Raw genomic sequence first — 19,630 nt, forward strand, 5'->3', positions numbered from 1 at the left:
AAATTTCCAGCTTTCAAAATCTTTAAGCATTGATGTACGGTAAGAACGACAAACTCCAGCGATTGCCGGAGTTTATTTGTTTTGATCAATGATTAAACGAGCATATTAAGAACATCAGGATTATCATTAAGGTAAGATTCAAAATAACCGAGTTCGTGCATTCTCTGTTTAAGACCTTCAAAATCTTCAGGATTGGAAAGTTCGATTCCAACGACTGCCAAAGCGGTTTCTCGTGAATTTTTCTTGGTATATTCGAAATGCGTGATGTCGTCGTTTGAGCCGAGGACATTCAGAACGAAATCTTTAAGAGAGCCAGGTCGTTGAGGGAATTTGACCATAAAATAATGTTTCAAACCATTGTACAGCAAAGCGCGCTCTTTGATTTCCTCCATTCTCGTAATGTCATTGTTGCTTCCGCTGACAATGCAAACCACATTTTTCCCTTTGATTTGATTTTTGTATTGTTCCAAAGCCGATATAGAAAGTGCTCCGGCTGGTTCCAAAACAATCGCATCTTTATTATACAACTGCAAAATCGTTTCACAAATCTTTCCTTCATCCACAGAAATACAATCCTCCAGCGCAGTTTTACAAATCTCAAAAGTCAAATCACCTACTCTTTTCACAGCCGCACCATCCACAAAACTATCGACTTCCAACAATTCTGTATTGATGTTATTTTCGATGGACAATCTCATCGACGGTGCGCCTTTTGGTTCAACGCCAATCAGTTTGGTCTCTTTCGACAATTCTTTGAAAACCGTTGCAATCCCTGAAGCTAAACCGCCGCCGCCAATTGGAATAAAAATAAAATCAATAAGATTTTTATTCTGCTCCAAAATTTCCAAAGCCAAAGTCGCCTGACCTTCGATAATCTGAACATCATCAAATGGATGGATGAAAGCCGCACCCGAAGTTTCCGCAAACTCAAAAGCCGCCGTTTTTGAAGCATCAAAAGTATCGCCGACCAATCTGATTTCGGCGTAATTTCCGCCAAACATTTCAACTTGTTCCAACTTTTGTTTTGGTGTTGTCACCGGCATAAAAATCGTTCCTTTGATTTGAAGTTGCTTGCAGGAAAAAGCCACACCTTGAGCGTGATTTCCCGCACTAGCACAGACAATTCCTTGAGAAACCTTGCCTTCGTTGAACAGCGTTTTGATTTTGTTATAAGCACCCCGCAATTTGTACGACCTCACAGGTTGCAAATCTTCTCTTTTGAGGAAAATATTAGCTCCAAATTTTTCTGACAATCTTGCATTGTATTGCAATGGCGTGTAGTTCACGACATTTTCTATACTTTTTCGGGCTTCTTTTACCGCTTCCAGGGTTGGAAATACGAGCGTTTCGTTCATCTTCATTTATATTACAGATTCTTTGATTTTGGTTTTTAATTTTTATTCTAAAATTTTTAATTCTCGCAGATTTAGCTGATTAGGTAGATTTAAAATTTTGAAATCTGCTGAATTTGCTAAATCTGCGAGCGTAATCATCTCTCAATATTTAAAAATTCAAAGCGACTTTTGATTTGTGTAGTTCCGTTTTCCAGAACAAGTTTGTGGCTGAGTTTTTTTGGCAATTGAGATTCAAAATGTCCGACGTAAATCAACGATTGTCCCTGACTTGCCAAATCATCAATCACCTGATTGAAATATTGCGTCTGCTCATTATCCATTCCCTGACAAGGCTCATCCAGAATCAGAAGTTTTGGCTTTTTAATCAATGTTCTTGCGAGTAAAGCCAAGCGTTGTTTTCCAAGTGGTAAAGTCTTTAACTTCTTATTTTTATCGTCCTTCAAATCGAAGAAATATAGAATCTGTTCCAACTGTTGCTGTTGGTCAAAACTCAGTTTCTGATACAAACTCATTGAATCAAAAAAACCAGAAGCAATCGTTTGTCCGACATTCGCATTCATATCAAAATACCAGTGCAATTCGGGCGAAATCATTCCGATTTTTTCTTTGATATCCCAAATACTTTCGCCACTTCCCCGCTTCTGTCCGAAAAGATGAATTTCATTGGCGTAAGCTTGTGGATGGTCGCCATTCAGCAAACTCAACAAGGTTGATTTTCCAGAACCATTGTGACCCTGCAACAGCCATTGTTCGCCGGAATTCACTTCCCATTCGATGTTGTTCAGGACTTGTTTTTCGCCGTAAGAAATACTGATATTTTCTAATTTGATTAAGTTTTCTCTCTGACTTTCATTATTGTTTTGAAGAAAAAAAGGAAGTGATTTTGGTGTTCTTTCTTCGCCTTTGGAAAAGTCTTTTGGAGATTTTCTGTGAACTAATTTTCCATTTTCTATCTCTACAAAATATTGAACACTTTCGGGATATTCATCGTCATTATTAATTAAAACCAATGTGACATTGTCTTTAATTAAATCATCAAACGCCTGATTCAAAAACTTTCTTGATTTGACATCCAAACCTGTGTAAGGCTGGTCGATAATCAAAACTTGAGGTTTGAGCCAAAGCGCTTTCAGCAATTGTAACTTTTTGTGTTCGCCACTGGAAAGTTCTATCAATTGTTGATTTTTGAAATTCTCAAATCCAAATGATTCTAAATATGATTCTAATATTCCGAAATCAAGATTTTCTTCTTTTGCGAAATGACTGAGTTCTGCGAAAACAGTTAACGTGTCATTTTTTACTTGTTGATTATATCGTTGCTGATAGTAAAAATTTCGGTCGCCTTCCAGATTGCTGAACTGAAACCAATTTGAAACGTACAAAACCTTCTTTGGCAACTTTGACTTTTCATCAAAACTGACTTTCAGTTTTCCTTCAAAGTTTTTGAGTTCGCCGGAAATGATTTTGGCTAAAGTTGTTTTTCCGCTTCCACTCAAACCGCCAAGCATCCAACATTCGCCGGAAGATATTTCCCAGTTTAAATCTTCCAATATGGGTTTGCTATATTGGAAATTGAGATTTGAAATTTGGATGATTGGGGTTGACATTATTTTTAATTTTAAACGCAAAGGGCGCGAAGGTTTTTTTTATTTTTATTGAAAATATTTTAAGGTTCACAAAGGCGCTTCGCTTAGAAAAGTGTTTTGCATATAATTTATCATTCCGGTAGAAATAAGGACTATTGCGATTGACTTTGTCGAATCACTGCTTTAGGTTTCCAATAGAATGACAAAATTTGAATTCAGGAACCAACTTTATTTTTATGACAAATCCCATAGCCCCGATTGACTCACAGTTTATATTTTTTTATTTGAATCGTCGAAACTCGTTCCTCGTTTTGCAACGGCATCCTTTTGTGATGAGAAACGAAGAGCAAAAGATATAGTGGAAAGCGGGATTAGCTCCTAATTTTAAACTGTTTTGATGGACTTCATCGCCGTCATTGCCTGACGTAATTTTTTACCGACAACCTCAACGGGATGATTTCTCAAAATATCGTTCACGTGAACCAGTTGGGCGTTGTCAACCGACGCATTTTTCCCTTTGTTGAAGTCTTTTCCGACCAAATCTGTGTCCACCGATTTCATAAAATCCGCCAGCAAAGGTTTGCAAGCCTGGTCGAAAAGGTAACAGCCGTACTCTGCGGTGTCGGAAATCACACGGTTCATCTCGAAGAGCTTTTTTCTGGCGATGGTGTTGGCAATCAAAGGCGTTTCGTGAAGCGATTCGTAGTAAGCAGATTCCGGTTTGATGCCAGCTTCGACCATCGTTTCGAACGCCAGTTCAACGCCGGCTCTGATGAAGGCTGACATCAAAAGATAATTGTCAAAATAGGCCTGTTCATCTATTTTTACATCGCCTGCAGGTGTTTTTTCGAAAGCGGTTTCGCCGGTTTCTGCACGCCATTTCAGGAGGTTTTTGTCGCCATTTGCCCAGTCTTCCATCATTGTTTTGGAGAATTCGCCGGAGATGATGTCGTCCTGATGTTTTTGGAAAAGTGGACGCATAATGTCTTTCAGTTCCTCGGACAATTCGAAGGCTTTCAGTTTGGCAGGATTGGAAAGTCTGTCCAGCATTCCGCTTACACCGCCGTGTTTCAAGGCTTCCGTGATGACCTCGACACCGTACTGAACCAATTTGGAAGCGTAACCTGCATCGATTCCTTTCTCCACCATTTTATCAAACGAAAGGATAGAACCCGTTTGCAAAAGTCCGCACAAAATGGTTTGTTCGCCCATCAAATCGGACTTCACCTCAGCTACAAAAGATGATTTCAAAACGCCGGCTTTGTGACCGCCAGTTCCCACGCAATAAGCTTTTGCCTCTGCCCAGCCTTTGCCTTGCGGGTCATTTTCGGGATGAACGGCAATCAAGGTTGGAACGCCGAAACCTCGTAGATATTCGGCGCGAACTTCGGAACCTGGACATTTTGGAGCGACCATAATTACGGTGATATCTTTACGAATCTGCATTCCTTCTTCCACGATATTGAAGCCGTGGGAATAGGACAAGGTTGCGCCTTCTTTCATCAAAGGCTGAACGGCATTGATTACGGAAGTATGTTGTTTGTCGGGCGTCAGATTGATGACCAAATCCGCAGTTGGAATCAGTTCTTCGTAAGTGCCGACTTTGAAGTTATTGTCGGTTGCATTTTTCCAGGAATCTCTTTTTTGGTCGATGGCTTCCTGACGTAATGTATAAGAAACATCCAGTCCGCTGTCGCGAAGATTCAAGCCTTGATTCAGACCTTGAGCGCCACAACCTACGACTACGATTTTCTTTCCTTTCAACGCAGAAACGCCGTCAGAAAACTCTGAACTGTCCATAAAATCTGCCTGTCCTAACTGGTGCAACTGGTCTCTAAGTGATAAGGTATTGAAATAATTTGCCATATTTTTTTGTAAAAAGTAAAAAGTATGATGTACTAAGTAATGAGAATTACTGTACTACTTTTTAGGATTAATATTTTTTTATAATTTTTAAATTTTTCTTTGAAACTACATTGTGAAGACGTCGTCTCGTTTGTCCAGGAATTCATTTTCTACGATTTCGGCGGAAGGTTCTCTTCGTTCGAACTCGAGGACTTTGTCGTGGATTCCTCTGCTGTTTTTGATGATGGCGATTCTTGCGCCTCGGACAAATTCGATGAGTCCGTACTTGTTGAGTTCTTCGGTCAAACGGTCAATTTCTTCACGATGACCTGCTGTTTCAAAGACGATGTAATCTTTCCGAATCACAACCGTCGAAGCGCCGTATTGACGAAGCAATCTTTCCACATAAACCTTTTCTGTCACCACACTTGCCGGAACTTTGTAAAGCGCCTGTTCCTGCCAGACAATCTCGTCGTCTGTGTTGAAATAGGCTTTCATAATGTCAATCTGCTTCTCTAATTGTCGGCAAAGTTTTCTTACAACTTCATCATTTTCATTAATGACAATCGTGAATCTGTGAATGCCGTCCACCTCGGAAGGCGAAGTGTTTAAACTTTCGATATTGATTTTTCTTCGTGAGAAAATTCCTGATATTCTGCCGATTAATCCTACAGAATTTTCGGTGTATAAGGTGATGGTAAATTCTTGTTTTTCCATTGTTTTGTTTTTCCAAAGTTCCCATTATCTTATTGGTATTGAACCCTTCGGGTTCTTGGGAAGGTTAATTTATGTTCCATAGGTTTCACCTACGGCTACTGATATTTAAACCCTTCGGGTTTTCTGATATTTATAAATTTTATTGGTAGGATTTTCATCCTATCCTTATATTAAATCGGCCTTTCAGACCTTTATTGAAAATTTATTTTAAACGAATTTCGGAAACCGATGAACCCTGAGTTACCATTGGGAATACATTATTTTCTTTTCCAACCATTACTTCCAGAAGATAAGCGCCATCGTGGTTGAGCATTGTTTCCAAAGCGGGTTTCAGATTTTCTCTGTCAGAAATCCTTTGTCCATCGATGTAATAAGCTTTTGCCACTGCAACGAAATCCGGACTTGTGATATTCACGAAAGAATAGCGTCTCTCATTGAACAATTGTTGCCACTGCCTTACCATTCCAAGAAACTCGTTGTTGAGAATCATAATTTTGACTTTCGCTCCAAACTGCATAATCGTTCCCAACTCCTGCAAGGTCATTTGGAATCCGCCATCTCCGATGATGGCAACAACTGTTTTTTCCGGTGCGCCATACCAAGCGCCAATCGCAGCTGGCAAACCAAATCCCATTGTTCCCAAACCACCTGATGTTACGCTGGATTTTGAATGATTGAATTTTGCATATCGGCACGTGACCATCTGATGTTGACCAACGTCTGTTGCGATGATTGCGTCGCCGTTCGTTAAATCATTCAGAACTTTGATAACCTCTCCCATCGTCAAAACTTCAGATGTTGGATTGAGTTCTTCCTGGATAACTTCCTTGATTTCGTCTTTTTCCAACTCACGGAATTCGTTTAGCCAAGCTGAATGGTCATTTTCTGTGAGAAGCGCCGTCAACATCGGTAAAGTCTTTTTGCAATTTCCCCAAACCGGAACTGTGGTTTTCACATTTTTATCGATTTCGGCAGGGTCAATATCAAGATGAATGATTTTAGCTTGTTTCGCATATTTGTCCAAACGTCCAGTCACTCGGTCATCGAAACGCATTCCGACCGCAATCAGAACATCGCATTCGTTGGTCATTACGTTTGGCGCGTAATTGCCGTGCATTCCCAACATTCCAACGTGCAAAGGATGACTGGTTTCCAAGGCACTCAATCCCATTACAGTCGCTGCTGCTGGAAGATTTGTTTTTTCAATAAATGCTTTGAATTCCTCTTCTGCTTTTCCTAAAATCACGCCTTGTCCAAAAATGACAAATGGTTTTTTGGCTTGGTTAATGAGTTCTGCAGCTTGCTCGATATATTCGTTTCTAATTTCCGGTTCGGGACGATAACTTCTGATATGGTTGCATTTCTTATATCCCAAATATTCGAATAATTGTATCTGAGCATTTTTGGTAATGTCAATCAAAACCGGACCTGGACGACCTGTACTTGCAATGTGAAAAGCTTTAGCAATTGCTTCCGGAATTTCTGTTGCATCGGTAACTTGATAATTCCATTTTGTGACTGGCGTTGTGATGTTGATGACATCTGTTTCCTGAAAAGCATCCGTTCCCAAAAGTGAGGCAAAAACCTGACCTGTGATGCACACAATGGGATTGCTGTCTATCATTGCATCGGCCAAACCTGTCACCAAATTGGTTGCGCCCGGACCACTTGTTGCAAACACAACTCCCGTTTTCCCAGAAGTTCTCGCAAATCCTTGAGCCACGTGAATTGCGCCTTGCTCGTGGCGAACCAAAATATGTTTTAGTTTGTCAGAATAGTCGTACAGAGCATCATAGATTGGCATAATTGCGCCACCCGGATAACCGAAAACAGTATGTACATTTTCCTGTAACAAGGCTTCTAAAACGGCTTTTGAACCGGAGATTTCTACGGCTTTCTGTTGTTCTAATTCTGTGTTTTCTATTTGTGAAATGGTATTACTCATTTTAATGTCTTTTTATTTCTACCATAGTTTTACCTATTGATATTGAACCCTTCGGGTTCTGTTTGATTATATTTCATTTCTTCCATAGGTTGCACCTACGGCTACTGATATTGAATCCTTCGGATTCGCTGTGATTATATTATTTTGAAACCCAATATGATTGCAGCCCGACCTGAGCGGAAATCCTTTTTTGCGGCTGGAAAAGCGGAGGCAAAAAGATTGGGAGCGGAGGGCGGAAATAGCTGCCCAAAATAATATCTCATTAATTAAAATTTTATAAATCTGTGACGCAACCTTGTGACGCATCGGCTACAGACTTCGCATATTTGTACAACACACCACGCTTCACTTTATAATCTGGTTGCTGAAATTCGGATTTTCTTCTTGCAATTTCTTCTTCAGACAACAATGCGTTAATGGTATTTTTTTCAGCATCCAGTTCTATCACATCGCCATCATTTATTAAACCAATCAATCCTCCGGCAAAGGCTTCCGGCGTGATATGGCCGACTACAAAACCGTGTGTTCCTCCGGAAAATCTGCCGTCGGTAATCAATGCTACATTTTTACCGAGACCAGAACCCATCAAAGCGGAAGTTGGCTTCAGCATTTCCGGCATTCCTGGAGCACCTTTTGGACCTTCGTTTTTGATAACGACTACATTTCCTTCTTGGATTTTTTTATCTTCGATGCCTTTGATAAATTCTTTTTCGCCGTCAAAAACGATGGCTGTTCCTTTGAAATAATTGCCTTCTTTACCTGTAATTTTTGCAACAGAGCCTTTCTCAGCAAGATTTCCGTACAAAATTCTGATATGTCCCGTCGCTTTGATTGGGTCTTTGATATCGTGAATGATATTTTGTTGTCTATCGATAATCGAAGTGACGTGTTCCAGATTTTCAGCAATTGTTTTTCCTGTTACTGTCAAACAATCGCCGTGAAGCAAGCCTAAATCCAATAGATATTTCATCACCGCTGGAACGCCACCAACGTTATGAAGGTCTTCCATCAGGTATTTTCCGCTTGGTTTGAGGTCTGCCAAAAATGGTGTTTCGTCGCTGATTTTTTGAAAATCATCTAAAGTCAAATCATAACCGATGGATTTTGCGATGGCGATAAAATGGAGAACTGCATTGGTACTTCCACCAAGAATCATAATCAACCTCAAAGCATTTTCGAACGCTTTTGGCGTCATTATGTCGGATGGTTTGATGTCTTTTTCCAAAAGGATTTTCACGTAATGTCCGGCGAACTGACATTCTTCCTTTTTCTCTTTACCCAATGCTGGATAAGATGACGAATACGGCAAACTCATTCCGAGTGCTTCGATTGCTGAAGCCATTGTGTTGGCCGTGTACATTCCGCCACACGCACCGGCGCTTGGACAGGAATTTTTTATCACGCCTTTGAAATCTTCGTCAGAAATTTTACCTGCGATTTTGTTTCCCAAAGCTTCGAAAGCGGAAACGATGTTCAAATCCTGACCTTTGTAATGTCCAGGCGCAATACTTCCGCCATAAACCATTATCGAAGGACGGTCGAGACGAGCCATTGCCATCAAAGAACCCGGCATATTTTTGTCGCAACCCGGAACGGTAATCAATCCGTCATAATATTGACCAGCGCAAACGGCTTCGATGGAATCTGCAATGATGTCGCGACTTACGAGCGAATAACGCATTCCGTCCGTTCCATTGGTCATTCCGTCGCTGATGCCGATGGTGTGGAACATTAAGCCAACTAGGTTTTGTTCTTTGACGCCTTTTTTCACAATCTCAGCCAAACCATTCAGGTGCATATTACAAGTGTTGCCGTCATAGCCCATACTTGCGATTCCAATTTGCGCTTTGTCGAAATCCTCTTCTTCAAAACCGATTCCGTAAAACATTGCCTGAGTTGCAGGTTGTGTCGGGTCTTTCGTAAGTGTTTTGGAATATTTGTTCAGTTCTACGTTACACATATTGCAGGTTTGATTTCAAGTATGAATAATCTTCTTCTAACACCAAATGACGATAAGCCTGTTGAATTTTCGATGCTAAACTTTCTTCCCAATTCAGTTTGAAGGGAACATCGTCAAGAGAACCTAACGCTACAATCTCGGCGGCAGTTCCACAGAAAAAACCGGCGTCTGCACCTTTCATTTCTTCTGGTTTGAAGAATTTTTCCTCGTAAGGAATTCCCAGTTGGTCGCAGATTTCGAAAACCGTTGCTCGTGTGATTCCGGGAAGAATACTGCCTTTTGCAGGTGTGAAAAGTTTGCCGTCTCTTTCGAAGAAGATATTAGCGCCGGAACTCTCTGCCACGTTTCCGTCAGCGTCCAGAACTAAAGCTTCATCGAAACCTTTGTCTTTTGCTTCCTGACAAGCCAAAATCGAGTTTACATAATGACCGCTCACTTTTGCTTCAACTTTGAAAGCTTTCGGATTTGGACGTTCGAATGACGATGTCATAATTCTCATTTGATTGGCCATATAACCATTGTCCCAATTCCAAACCTCAATGACGAGAAAACTTTTTTGTCCTTTTGACAAGGCCATATTTGGAGAACAAATGACGAGTGGACGAATGTATGCGTTTGATAAATTATTAATTTCCAATAATTTGTAAGTTGCTTCCACCATTTCTTGGGTAGAATAATCGAACGGCATCATCATCGTTTGTGCAGACCTTCTGAGCCTGTCGTAATGTTCCTCCGCTTTGAAAATCTTGGTTCCGTTGGCGGTTTTATAAGATTTAATCCCTTCGAAAACAGCATATCCGTAGTGTAGCGATTGACCGTACAAATCGGTCTTGGCTTCTTTTGCTTTTACATATTCCCCATCAAAAAAGAGAACACTGTCGTCATTGTAATACATTTTGTATCGATTTTATATTTGTTTGTTAGATTTAGGAAAATAAAAAACCATCCTCGCAGTGAGAATGGTTTGTATTATTTCAATTCAATAATTATCACAAGCCATCACTCACCACCGGAATCCGATAATGACAAGAATGACAAGAATAATGATTGTGCTATTCATCTGTTTGTTTTCAACGGTACAAATGTATAAACTAATTCCAATAAACATTGATGTTTTCACAAAAATTTCTTTTCAATGATATTAAAAACACATAAAATATTCCTTTTTATACGATATTCATCAAAACCAAAATCAGATATAAAGTATTGATTGTCAAGTTTTGAAAGCTGAAAAAATTACGATGCCTAAAATTTTACTTTGAATCTAAAATTTTGGTTTTAAATTTCAATTTTTGATGAAATTTTAATCAATAAAAACGAAAAATCCACCGATTGGTGGATTTTATATTTGTAGTCACTTCGAAAAGCTCAGTGTGACTTAGTTTATTATTAAAAATGAACCTGTTGAATTTCTTCTTCAATTTCTTTCGGTGATTCTTCCTGAGATTTAATGAAAATCAAAGTAATCAAAGCACCTAACAACATACAAGCACCGCCAACAACCACATAATCAATCGCCATATTTCCGAAAAGTTTTGAAACTATTGGTCCTCCAAAAACACCGTTAATGATTTGAGGAACAACAATGAAGAAATTGAAAATCCCCATATAAACGCCCATTTTTCTTTGTGGAATAGCGTCAATCAACATCGCATAAGGCATCGCCAAAATACTTGCCCAAGCAAATCCCAATCCTACCATCGAAATCCAAAGCATCGAAGTATCTTTGATGAAATACATTGAAATCAATCCCAAACCACCACTCGCCAAAGCCAATGCGTGGGTTTGTTTTTTTCCAATCGCTTTAGCAATCGGTGTCAATAAAAATGCAAAAGGAATTGCAAATAAATTATAAAGTCCGAACAAATGTCCAGTCAAATCTCCAGCTTTATTAAAGTCAACGGATTTGGTGTCTTGCGGAGAAAGTCCGAAATGATGCGTTGCCAAAGCACTGGTTGTGAAAACCCACATCGTGAAAAGCGCGAACCAAGAAAAGAATTGAACGATTCCCAATTTCTTCATCAAGTTCGGAATATTTGCAAAATCTCTGAACATATCAGAAAACTTCGAAGGTTCCTCTAACACGTCTTTTCCACCTTCGAATTCTGCAAACTCTGCTGGAGAATATTCTTTTGTCGTGAAAATCGTGTACAAAATTGAAACAATCAAAACAGTTGCGCCAACATAAAATGCATAAATCACATTATCTGCAACATAACCTTCTGCTGCTACATTTGAAACACCTAATTTCGTTAACCAATTTGGCATTTCTGAACCAATCACGGCTCCAACTCCAATCAAAATGGTTTGGATGGAAAACCCTAAAGTTCCCTGATGTTTCGGCAACATATCACCCACCAAAGCCCGGAAAGGCTCCATTGCAATGTTGACAGAAAAGTCCATCATCGCAAGGAAAATAACGGCAAGCAATAAAACATTTGCAGCAATCATATGCGTTACGGAAGCTGCGTTTGGAAGGAGAACTAATCCAATCGCACAGAGAACGGCACCAATCAAAAAGTACGGTTTTCTACGACCAAGCGGACTCCACGTATTATCGCCCATATGACCGATAATTGGTTGCACAATCAGTCCCGTGACAGGCGCCACCAACCAGAACCACGAAAGCTCGTGAACGTCAGCACCAAGGTTTGCGAGAATACGACTCGCATTTCCGTTTTGTAATCCAAAGGCCATCTGGATTCCCAAAAATCCCATACTCATATTGATAATCTGAGCGATGGAGAGATTTGGCTTAACTCGTTTTGTAAATATCGTATTACTTTGTTTTGATATCATTTTGTGATTTTTAATTTTTGAATTAAAGCATCCTCAATTGGTGCTTTGATTTTTGTCACTTCGTCCACTACTTCATTTGGAACTGTTACAGAGAGAACATATTGTTTCACTTTCCATTTCCCACCGATTTTTTCGACAACGCCAGAACCTCTGCAGATTTTCATTTGGGTATCAAGGATTTCGTCAAACCAAGCGTAATTTCCGTCTTTGCTGAAGTAGATATTTCGTTTCAACGATTTGAAATTCCAGGTTGTCTTCTTATCGAAAAATGGTTTTGCCCATTCTTTGAATTCCTTTTTGTTCCATACTTCAGTCGCGTCTGTTCCGATGAAAGTCGATTCTTCCGCAAAACAGTCGAAGTATTTATCGAAATCCGCATTGCCCGCAAATGTGTTGAAATCATCCAGCAATTTGTTGATATTCTTCTTCTGAACATTCTCGTAGAAGCCTTTTTTCTGGGCAGAAATTGAACCTGAAAATATTAGAAACGTCAGGATGAAAAGTGAAATTATTTTTTTCATTTTAATTTTATTTTTAAAACTAATCTAAATTTTTAATTATGTCGAATTCGGCATAATTAATTTATCATTTAAGCTCTAAAATTAATGAAGATTTTCCAGCGACAGACAAATTTGTTTTCAAATCGAAATCTTTGTCAGAAAGGATGTCTCTTCCTTTTGTGAAGTTTTTGATGCCTTCGGAAAATCGCTTCAAATCTAAGTTTTGATTGTTTTTATTATTATTGATGACAACCATAACGCGTTTGCTATCTGTGTATCGGAAATAAACATAGACATTGTCATTCGGGATGTAATGCAAAGTTTTCCCTGAGTGAATCGCCTCATTTCCTTTTCTCCAGTTCAAGAGTTTTTTGGTGTAATCGAAGTATTCGTTTTGAGAAGCTGTTCTTCCGGTTTTTGTGAAAGCGTTGTTTTTATCTCCAGCCCAACCGCCCGGGAAATCTTTTCGGATTTCGCCATCGCCACCATTGTTTTTGTCGCCAGCCATTCCAATCTCGGAGCCGTAATACAACTGCGGAATCCCACGAACTGTTAGGATTAAGCTCATCGCCAGTTTGTAATCTGCAACATTCGGGAAAATCTGGTTAAATCTATTCGTATCGTGATTCTCAGCAAAAACCAAAAGATTATTGATATCAGGATACAGAAAATCGTTCGCCAAATTGTCATAAACCCTTTGCATTCCCGAATCCCAGCCGGCATCTTCACGAAAAACCTGACCAAGCGCGTCGTGCAGAGTGAAATCCATCACAGACGGCAGATATGAATTGTAACCTTCGATTGCTGAAATCTTGGAATCCTTTTGCCAATAAGACATCTGCGCCTGGTCGTGCATCCAAACCTCACCAACAATGTTGAATTTCGGATATTCGTCCGTGATTTTTTTTGTCCAATCGGCGATTCCTTTTTTATCGTTGTAAGAATAGGTGTCCACACGGAAACCGTCCAAACCAGCGTATTCTATCCACCAAATCGCATTTTGAGCCATATAATTGACAACCATTGGATTGCTTTGGTTCATATCCGGCATTGTGGTGTCAAACCAGCCGTCCATACAAGCCTCTTCATCAACTTTTGCCGAGTTCGTATCAAACTGTGTTGTCATTCTGTAATTGCTTCTTTGGAAACCATCTTTACCACCTTCCCAATAATGAATCCAATCTTTTGCTGGCAAATCTTGGATAATCCAACTTTTTGAACCCCAATGGTTTGTCACGTAATCCATCACAAGTTTCATTTTTCGTTTGTGAAGTTCGTCCGCCAGGTTTTTGTAGTCTTCGTTGGTTCCGTAGCGCGGGTCGATTTTGTAATAATCGCTTTGTGCGTAGCCGTGGTAGGAATAGCTTGGTTCATTATCTTCCAGCAAAGGCGTGTTCCAAATTGTGGTAACACCTAACTCATTAAGATAATCGAGGTTTTTTACAATTCCGGCGATATCACCACCGTGACGACCGCCAGTTTTTGTTCTGTCAGATTTCTCGGCTGTGTCTGGTGTGTTGTCATTTTTCGGATTTCCATTGGCAAAACGGTCTGGCATAATGAGATACATTACATCGGCAGACGTGTAAGAATCTCTGTTTGCCGAATTCTGCTGTCTTGCTTTGAATTCGTAATCTATGGTTTTGACTGTTTTGTTTCCGTTTTTGAAGTTCAATTTTGTTTTTCCTGGTTGAACGCCGTTTGTATCAATCGTAACAAAAAGATAGTTTGGGTTTTCTACTTTTTTAACTTCTTTGATTTTGATTCCTGTTGAGAATTCGGGTTGGAGGTTGTTGATGTCTTTTCCGTAAACCAGGAGTTGAAGTTCTGGATTCTTCATTCCGCTCCACCAGAATGCAGGTTCTACTTTTTGAACTTGGGAGTAGAAAATGGAAGATAGTATGATTGAAGAAAATGTGATTATTTTTTTCATAAAATATTTTTTTAAGGTCTATATTAAATTTAAACAAAATTTCAGATACTATTGAAAATTTAATTTTCAGAAACATCCGTTCTTTTTGCGATTTTGTTGGCGAGCCAACTTACGTAGAATAATTGGAAGCTGTGATATATCATTACCGGCAACAAAAACAAAACTTTCTGCTCATCCGGAATTCCCAACACTAAGAGAAATAAACTTCCGTGAACCAAGGATTTCTTTGAACCACAGAATGTTGTCGTGATGACATCTTTTGGTTTGAAGTTTAGTTTCTCTGCAATGAATTTCAGGATATAATAAGTGGCGAAAAATAAAAAGACAACGCTAAACGCCAAAGCCAAGAATACAAACGAAGGTACCGCAACGAAGATATTTTCTATAAATGCCGTAGAGAAACTTTCATAAACGATTAATAAGATAATCAGTCTGTCGAATTCTGAAATGACATTCGCGTATTTGGTTACCCATTTTTTGAAGATTGGATTGAGCAAAACGCCTAAAATAATCGGCAACAAAACCTTTAACAACAATTGTTGAATAATCTCGCCTTGGTCACCCGATTCTCCATTTTTGATTAAGAAGAAACTCATCAAAAGTGGAGTCATCACAATACCAATAATTCCTGAAATCGAAGCATTGAAAATCGCTGATGTTACATTTCCTCTTGCAATTGAAACCATTACAACGGAGGATGAAACCGTAGAAGGCAAGCAAGCCAAAAAGAAAACGGAAAGCCAAATATTATAGTAAGATGTGTCTTTTAAAAACGGATAAAACAGCAACGCCAGCAATGGAAAAATAATGAAAGTTCCAGATTGAATCAGTAAATGCAGTTTCCAATTTGAGACATCTTTTACGACTTCTTTTAGATTAAGCTTCAGTCCATACAACAGAAAAATTCCGGCGATTCCCCAATCTATGAATCCGGCCAGATTGAAATATTGGTTGTAAGACTCGTGGAACGGAATGACTTTCGCCAATATGACCATTCCTATCAAAAGGAAAAGAAAGGTATTCTGTTTGTTGAAAAGTTTGGAAATCCAGTTCATATCGTAGGATTTTGAAAAAAATTTGAGAGAAAAACACTTTGTCAAAGATTTGAAACTTTGGCTACGCCGAATCTTCGATTTGACAAAGTGTTGATTGGTATTGAAAGCCCATAGCCCCGATTGTAGCGGTTACCCCACAGCAAGCCTTGGGAAAAGCTTTGGCGCGAGGAGTAGTAGCGGAAAGCGGGATTAAGCTCCTAAAAAATCCTCACTCCAACCCTCTCCAAATGGAGAGGGCGTTGAAGGGGAATTTTTATTTTATTGGTTTCAGGGAAATGGCGTAACCACCGCTTCTTACCAAGTGGATTGGAAGTTTGGTTTTGCTGTCCACTGTTTTTTTGTAGATTTTGTAACTCTGCGGATTGGTGATGTAATCGGCATCTTTACCATCTTCGTAAACTGTTGCTTCGTACTTTTTGCCTTTGTCCAGGAACGAGAAATCTACGGTGTAGTCTCTAGCATTTTCATCTGTGATGCCTCCTACAAACCAGTTGTCTGTTCCTTTTGCTTTTCTTGCAGTATGTACATATTCGCCCGGTTCCGCTGAAAGGATTTTGGTATCGTCCCAATCTGCCGCCACATCTTTGATGAACTGGAAAGCGTCCATATGTTTTGCATAATTCTCGGGTAAATCAGCCGCCATTTGAAGAGGCATATACATCGTCACATAAAGTGCCAACTGTTTTGCCAGTGTGGTTTTCACGAAACGCTTGTCGCCTGGGAAATAATAGTCCAATTTGGTTTGGAAAATACCAGGCGTGTAGTCCATAGAACCGCCCATCCATCTTGTAAATGGCAAGATAACGTGGTGATCTGGATTGTTTCCGCCGAAGGCATCATATTCCGTTCCACGCGCCGCTTCTGCAGAAATCCAGTTTGGATAGGTTCTGCTTTCTCCGCCGGGACGCACAGATTCGTGCGAGTTGACCATAATTTTGTATTCGTTTGCTTTCTCTGCAATTCTGTAGTAATGGTTGTTGGTCCATTGCGAATAATGGTGCTCACCCCTTGGAATGATGTCGCCCACGTAGCCTGTTTTCACAGATTTGTAACCGTATTTGTTCATCAATTGGAAAGCTTTGTCTGCCCATCTTTCGTAGTTTGTTGCAGAGCCAGAAGTCTCGTGGTGCATGATCAAATCTATGTTTTTGGAATGTGCGTAGTCATTCAACATTTTGATATCGAAATCTGGATATGGTGTGATGAAATCGAAAACGAATTCTTTGGAATGACCGAACCAATCTTCCCAACCTGTGTTCCAGCCTTCTATCAGCAATCCTTGGAAACCGTTTGCAGATGCAAAATCGATATATTCTTTGACTTTTGTATTGTTGGCGGCGTGTTTTCCGTTGGGTGTCAGTTTTGAGAAATCGGTTTTATCGATGTGAACATTTTCTGCTGTGGAATATGCCCATTGTGATTTTCCGATAATCATTTCCCACCAAACGCCCATATATTTGGTTGGTTTGATGTATGATGTGTCTTTGTATTTTGTTGGCTCATTCAGATTGAACATCATTTTGGAATCCATCACCACCTCAGCCTTTGGCGAAACAATGATGGTTCTCCAAGGTGTCGTAGATGGCGTTTGAACATAAGCTTTTGCCCCTTGTCTGTCAGCCGTCAAATGTGTTTTGAATTTGAAATTCTGAGCGTCCACTTCCAAATGGGAAGCCGGATAATCCAGAACTGCCGCTTCTCCAACATTCACGTAAAGTGGTTCTTTGCCTTCTTTTTTCAACATCAAAGGTGACTGAACGGCATTTTTGATCAAAGTCTGCGATGCATTCGAGTCATAAGCCTTTGGCCACTGCGCTGGAATCTCGGAGATTTTTGTAGTTTGGTATTGATATTCCTGAGAATCGTAATCTGCCACGATCCACCAGGCTTTCATATCTGTCGGAAAATCAATCTCGGAATCTTCTTCGCGGATGACGAAATAGTTAAGGTTTTTCTGTTGAGGAAACTCATACCTGAAACCTAATCCGTCGTTGAACAATCTGAATTTCACAACGATGCTTCTGTCGGAAGAAGTTTGATTCAGCGTCAATGCTAGCTCGTTGTAATGGTTGATATAATTTTTCTTTTCTCCAAGAATTGGTTGCCAGGTTTCGTTTTTGGAATCTCTTTTTTCGGCAGTTTTTGTGAAGCCATTGTTGAGATCGAAACTGGCGTCCTCCGGTTTTGCAATCTCGGAGGCAAACTTGATAGATGAATCTTTGAACAATCTCAATCCTAATTTAGAATCCTCTACAACCACATTTCCGTTATATTTTAAATTATAAACTGGAACGCCATTTTTCAGTTGGAAATTCATCTCAAATTTTCCGTCTGGCGACTTTAAACTCTGAGCATAGACTCCGTTAAACATCATAGTAAGCAAAGCTGCTCCAATGGTGAATTTTTTCATTTTTTTTAAGGTTTATATATGTCTTACAATATAAAAAAAGTGTTGCACATTGGCAACACTTTTACATCTGATTTATTCAATTTTAAAGCTGAGTGATAGTGTATTTTCCAACTTTAAGATCAACAGTGATTTTGAAGTAATTGTCTCCTCCGTCAAATTTGATATTGTTGTTATCTCCTTTGATTCCTAAGTAGCCAGTGTTGCCTTCCGAATGGATATTACCCCATTCTAAACCATCCCAAGCTTGCTGACCAAGGAATTTGAAAGCAGAACCATTTGCCAATTGACCAATGTACTCGAACTTTCCATTTCCAAGTGGACTGAATGGAAGAGCGGCATCTGCTGCCCAACCATTGATAGTCCCAACAATATAGAGATTGGGAACATCCCAAACACTCGTTGTTGGCGTAACAGTCAATGATTTAACTCCGAAATCTGCGTTAACAACTACTTTATAGATTCCTGCAGCTCCCGTAAATTTCATATTCTCGTCTCCGCCAGCTTTTTCCACGTTAGAAGAGACTGTTTTGAAATATTTGTAAGCATCCTTGATGCCATCAGCATCAATGCTATAGTTTAATGGATTCCAATCTGCTTGACCCAAGAATCTGAATTCAGCAGGCTCTAGATAAGTGTAGATTTCTGCAAAGTTATCATTCTTGTGTAGAGAAATCGAAGTTGCCGCATCCCAACCAGCTGCAGAAGCTTGTCCAACTAAGAAGAAGTTAGGATAGTCTACTTGGTAAGGTGTCACTTTGAATGTTACAATCGCAGATTTCAAACCGATAGAACCACCAGTTGAAGTTGTGCTTGCAGTAACTCTTACATCAATATCATTTGGCTGATTCATAGTCGCGCCAGAATTTACAATTGCTGTATTAAGATCTTTGTTTGTTACCGCTAAAGATTTAACATTTGTCACTTCTCCTATAGAAGTAAAAGTAGTTGCGTCTTTTTTAGCCACTTCCACCAAATACTTAACATCAACTCCATAATTGGAATAATCATTCCAAGTGATTGTAGTTGCAATCGCAGTTTGATCTGCCGAGTTGAGTACCAAAGCAGAGCCAGCAGTTGGTGCTGTGATAATTGGACCTGCAACAGGATATACAGTTACTGCAAAAGTAATAGCATTTGAAACTTCTGCTCCGGACTCTATTCTAATGTACACAGATTTTGAAGCATAGGGCGAATATCCTGCTTGGAGCAACTTACTATTTACATCCCCAACTGTAGTTACAAAAGTGTTTGTCGTTGCTGTTCCTAGTGTCACTTTATTAGCAAAATCTTCTGTGTCAGAAAAAACGATTGTGTAATCTGATGAACTTGCTTTGTCCCAAGTTAAAACAAATGGGTTGTTTTTCATGGTCTCATAAAGAATGTTACTTCCGAGAGAAGTGTCGTTCAATCTAAAACTAGCTTCAGGCTTAGTCCAGTCTCTATCTGCATCATCTGTACAAGCTAAAGTTGTAAGCACTACAAAGAAAGATGCGAATAGTAGTTTTATAATATTTTTCATAAAATC

Annotated in this window: 13 protein-coding genes; all 13 read right to left on the minus strand. The window is 39.5% G+C overall.

From position 1 onward, the window contains the following. Positions 1 to 92 precede the first annotated feature (92 nt). The 13 genes from ilvA to IO90_RS05520 all read right to left on the minus strand — a co-directional run bounded on the left by ilvA (position 93) and on the right by IO90_RS05520 (position 19,624). Positions 93 to 1,361, minus strand: coding sequence for a threonine ammonia-lyase IlvA (ilvA, locus tag IO90_RS05460; protein WP_034964796.1), 1,269 nt, complete (start codon positions 1,359 to 1,361; stop codon positions 93 to 95). 128 nt (positions 1,362 to 1,489) lie between these two features. Beyond that, positions 1,490 to 2,962 carry an ATP-binding cassette domain-containing protein gene (locus IO90_RS05465; RefSeq protein WP_185094380.1) on the minus strand — a complete coding sequence of 491 codons (1,473 nt, stop codon included), beginning with the start codon at positions 2,960 to 2,962 and terminating at the stop codon, positions 1,490 to 1,492. Positions 2,963 to 3,325: 363 nt separating this feature from the next. Then, positions 3,326 to 4,807 (minus strand): ketol-acid reductoisomerase, encoded by a 1,482-nt coding sequence (ilvC, locus tag IO90_RS05470; RefSeq protein ID WP_034964798.1) that lies wholly within the window; start codon positions 4,805 to 4,807, stop codon positions 3,326 to 3,328. 105 nt (positions 4,808 to 4,912) lie between these two features. Further along, positions 4,913 to 5,503, minus strand: coding sequence for an acetolactate synthase small subunit (gene ilvN, locus IO90_RS05475; protein WP_034964799.1), 591 nt, complete (start codon positions 5,501 to 5,503; stop codon positions 4,913 to 4,915). 202 nt (positions 5,504 to 5,705) lie between these two features. Beyond that, positions 5,706 to 7,448, minus strand: a complete 1,743-nt coding sequence (gene ilvB / locus IO90_RS05480) for a biosynthetic-type acetolactate synthase large subunit (RefSeq protein WP_051878326.1) — start codon at positions 7,446 to 7,448, stop codon at positions 5,706 to 5,708. Positions 7,449 to 7,722: 274 nt separating this feature from the next. Beyond that, positions 7,723 to 9,408, minus strand: a complete 1,686-nt coding sequence (ilvD, locus tag IO90_RS05485; RefSeq protein ID WP_034964801.1) for a dihydroxy-acid dehydratase — start codon at positions 9,406 to 9,408, stop codon at positions 7,723 to 7,725. After that, the gene (locus IO90_RS05490) at positions 9,401 to 10,303 is read right to left on the minus strand and encodes a branched-chain amino acid transaminase (RefSeq protein ID WP_034964802.1); all 903 of its coding nucleotides are present in this window, start codon (positions 10,301 to 10,303) and stop codon (positions 9,401 to 9,403) included. The genes ilvD and IO90_RS05490 overlap by 8 nt, the downstream gene beginning before the upstream one ends. A gap of 494 nt (positions 10,304 to 10,797) precedes the next feature. After that, positions 10,798 to 12,207 carry an MFS transporter gene (locus tag IO90_RS05495; RefSeq protein WP_185094381.1) on the minus strand — a complete coding sequence of 470 codons (1,410 nt, stop codon included), beginning with the start codon at positions 12,205 to 12,207 and terminating at the stop codon, positions 10,798 to 10,800. Continuing rightward, a complete protein-coding gene (locus IO90_RS05500; RefSeq protein WP_034964804.1) occupies positions 12,204 to 12,728 on the minus strand; it encodes a nuclear transport factor 2 family protein in 525 nt (174 codons plus the stop codon). Before IO90_RS05500 ends, IO90_RS05495 begins: the two co-directional genes overlap by 4 nt. A gap of 64 nt (positions 12,729 to 12,792) precedes the next feature. Beyond that, on the minus strand, positions 12,793 to 14,640 hold the full coding sequence (locus IO90_RS05505; protein ID WP_034964805.1) for a glycoside hydrolase family 13 protein: 1,848 nt from the start codon (positions 14,638 to 14,640) through the stop codon (positions 12,793 to 12,795). Positions 14,641 to 14,699: 59 nt separating this feature from the next. Next, positions 14,700 to 15,695 (minus strand): bile acid:sodium symporter family protein, encoded by a 996-nt coding sequence (locus tag IO90_RS05510; protein WP_034964807.1) that lies wholly within the window; start codon positions 15,693 to 15,695, stop codon positions 14,700 to 14,702. Positions 15,696 to 15,948: 253 nt separating this feature from the next. Continuing rightward, complete coding sequence (locus IO90_RS05515) at positions 15,949 to 18,105, minus strand: glycoside hydrolase family 97 protein (protein WP_034964808.1); 2,157 nt, start codon at positions 18,103 to 18,105, stop codon at positions 15,949 to 15,951. An 82-nt stretch (positions 18,106 to 18,187) separates the two neighbouring features. Further along, positions 18,188 to 19,624 (minus strand): SusE domain-containing protein, encoded by a 1,437-nt coding sequence (locus IO90_RS05520; RefSeq protein ID WP_081871776.1) that lies wholly within the window; start codon positions 19,622 to 19,624, stop codon positions 18,188 to 18,190. Positions 19,625 to 19,630: the final 6 nt, after the last annotated feature.

This window comes from Chryseobacterium sp. FH1, assembly GCF_000735135.1.
Classification (GTDB): domain Bacteria; phylum Bacteroidota; class Bacteroidia; order Flavobacteriales; family Weeksellaceae; genus Epilithonimonas.

Coding starts and splice junctions, on each gene's coding strand:
- IO90_RS05505 (WP_034964805.1), bottom strand. CDS start 14,640: ATGAAAAAAATAATCACATTTTCTTCAATCATACTATCTTCCATTTTC.
- ilvN (WP_034964799.1), bottom strand. CDS start 5,503: ATGGAAAAACAAGAATTTACCATCACCTTATACACCGAAAATTCTGTA.
- ilvC (WP_034964798.1), bottom strand. CDS start 4,807: ATGGCAAATTATTTCAATACCTTATCACTTAGAGACCAGTTGCACCAG.
- IO90_RS05515 (WP_034964808.1), bottom strand. CDS start 18,105: ATGAAAAAATTCACCATTGGAGCAGCTTTGCTTACTATGATGTTTAAC.
- ilvB (WP_051878326.1), bottom strand. CDS start 7,448: ATGAGTAATACCATTTCACAAATAGAAAACACAGAATTAGAACAACAG.
- IO90_RS05510 (WP_034964807.1), bottom strand. CDS start 15,695: ATGAACTGGATTTCCAAACTTTTCAACAAACAGAATACCTTTCTTTTC.
- IO90_RS05500 (WP_034964804.1), bottom strand. CDS start 12,728: ATGAAAAAAATAATTTCACTTTTCATCCTGACGTTTCTAATATTTTCA.
- IO90_RS05495 (WP_185094381.1), bottom strand. CDS start 12,207: ATGATATCAAAACAAAGTAATACGATATTTACAAAACGAGTTAAGCCA.
- ilvA (WP_034964796.1), bottom strand. CDS start 1,361: ATGAAGATGAACGAAACGCTCGTATTTCCAACCCTGGAAGCGGTAAAA.
- IO90_RS05465 (WP_185094380.1), bottom strand. CDS start 2,962: ATGTCAACCCCAATCATCCAAATTTCAAATCTCAATTTCCAATATAGC.
- IO90_RS05520 (WP_081871776.1), bottom strand. CDS start 19,624: ATGAAAAATATTATAAAACTACTATTCGCATCTTTCTTTGTAGTGCTT.
- IO90_RS05490 (WP_034964802.1), bottom strand. CDS start 10,303: ATGTATTACAATGACGACAGTGTTCTCTTTTTTGATGGGGAATATGTA.
- ilvD (WP_034964801.1), bottom strand. CDS start 9,408: ATGTGTAACGTAGAACTGAACAAATATTCCAAAACACTTACGAAAGAC.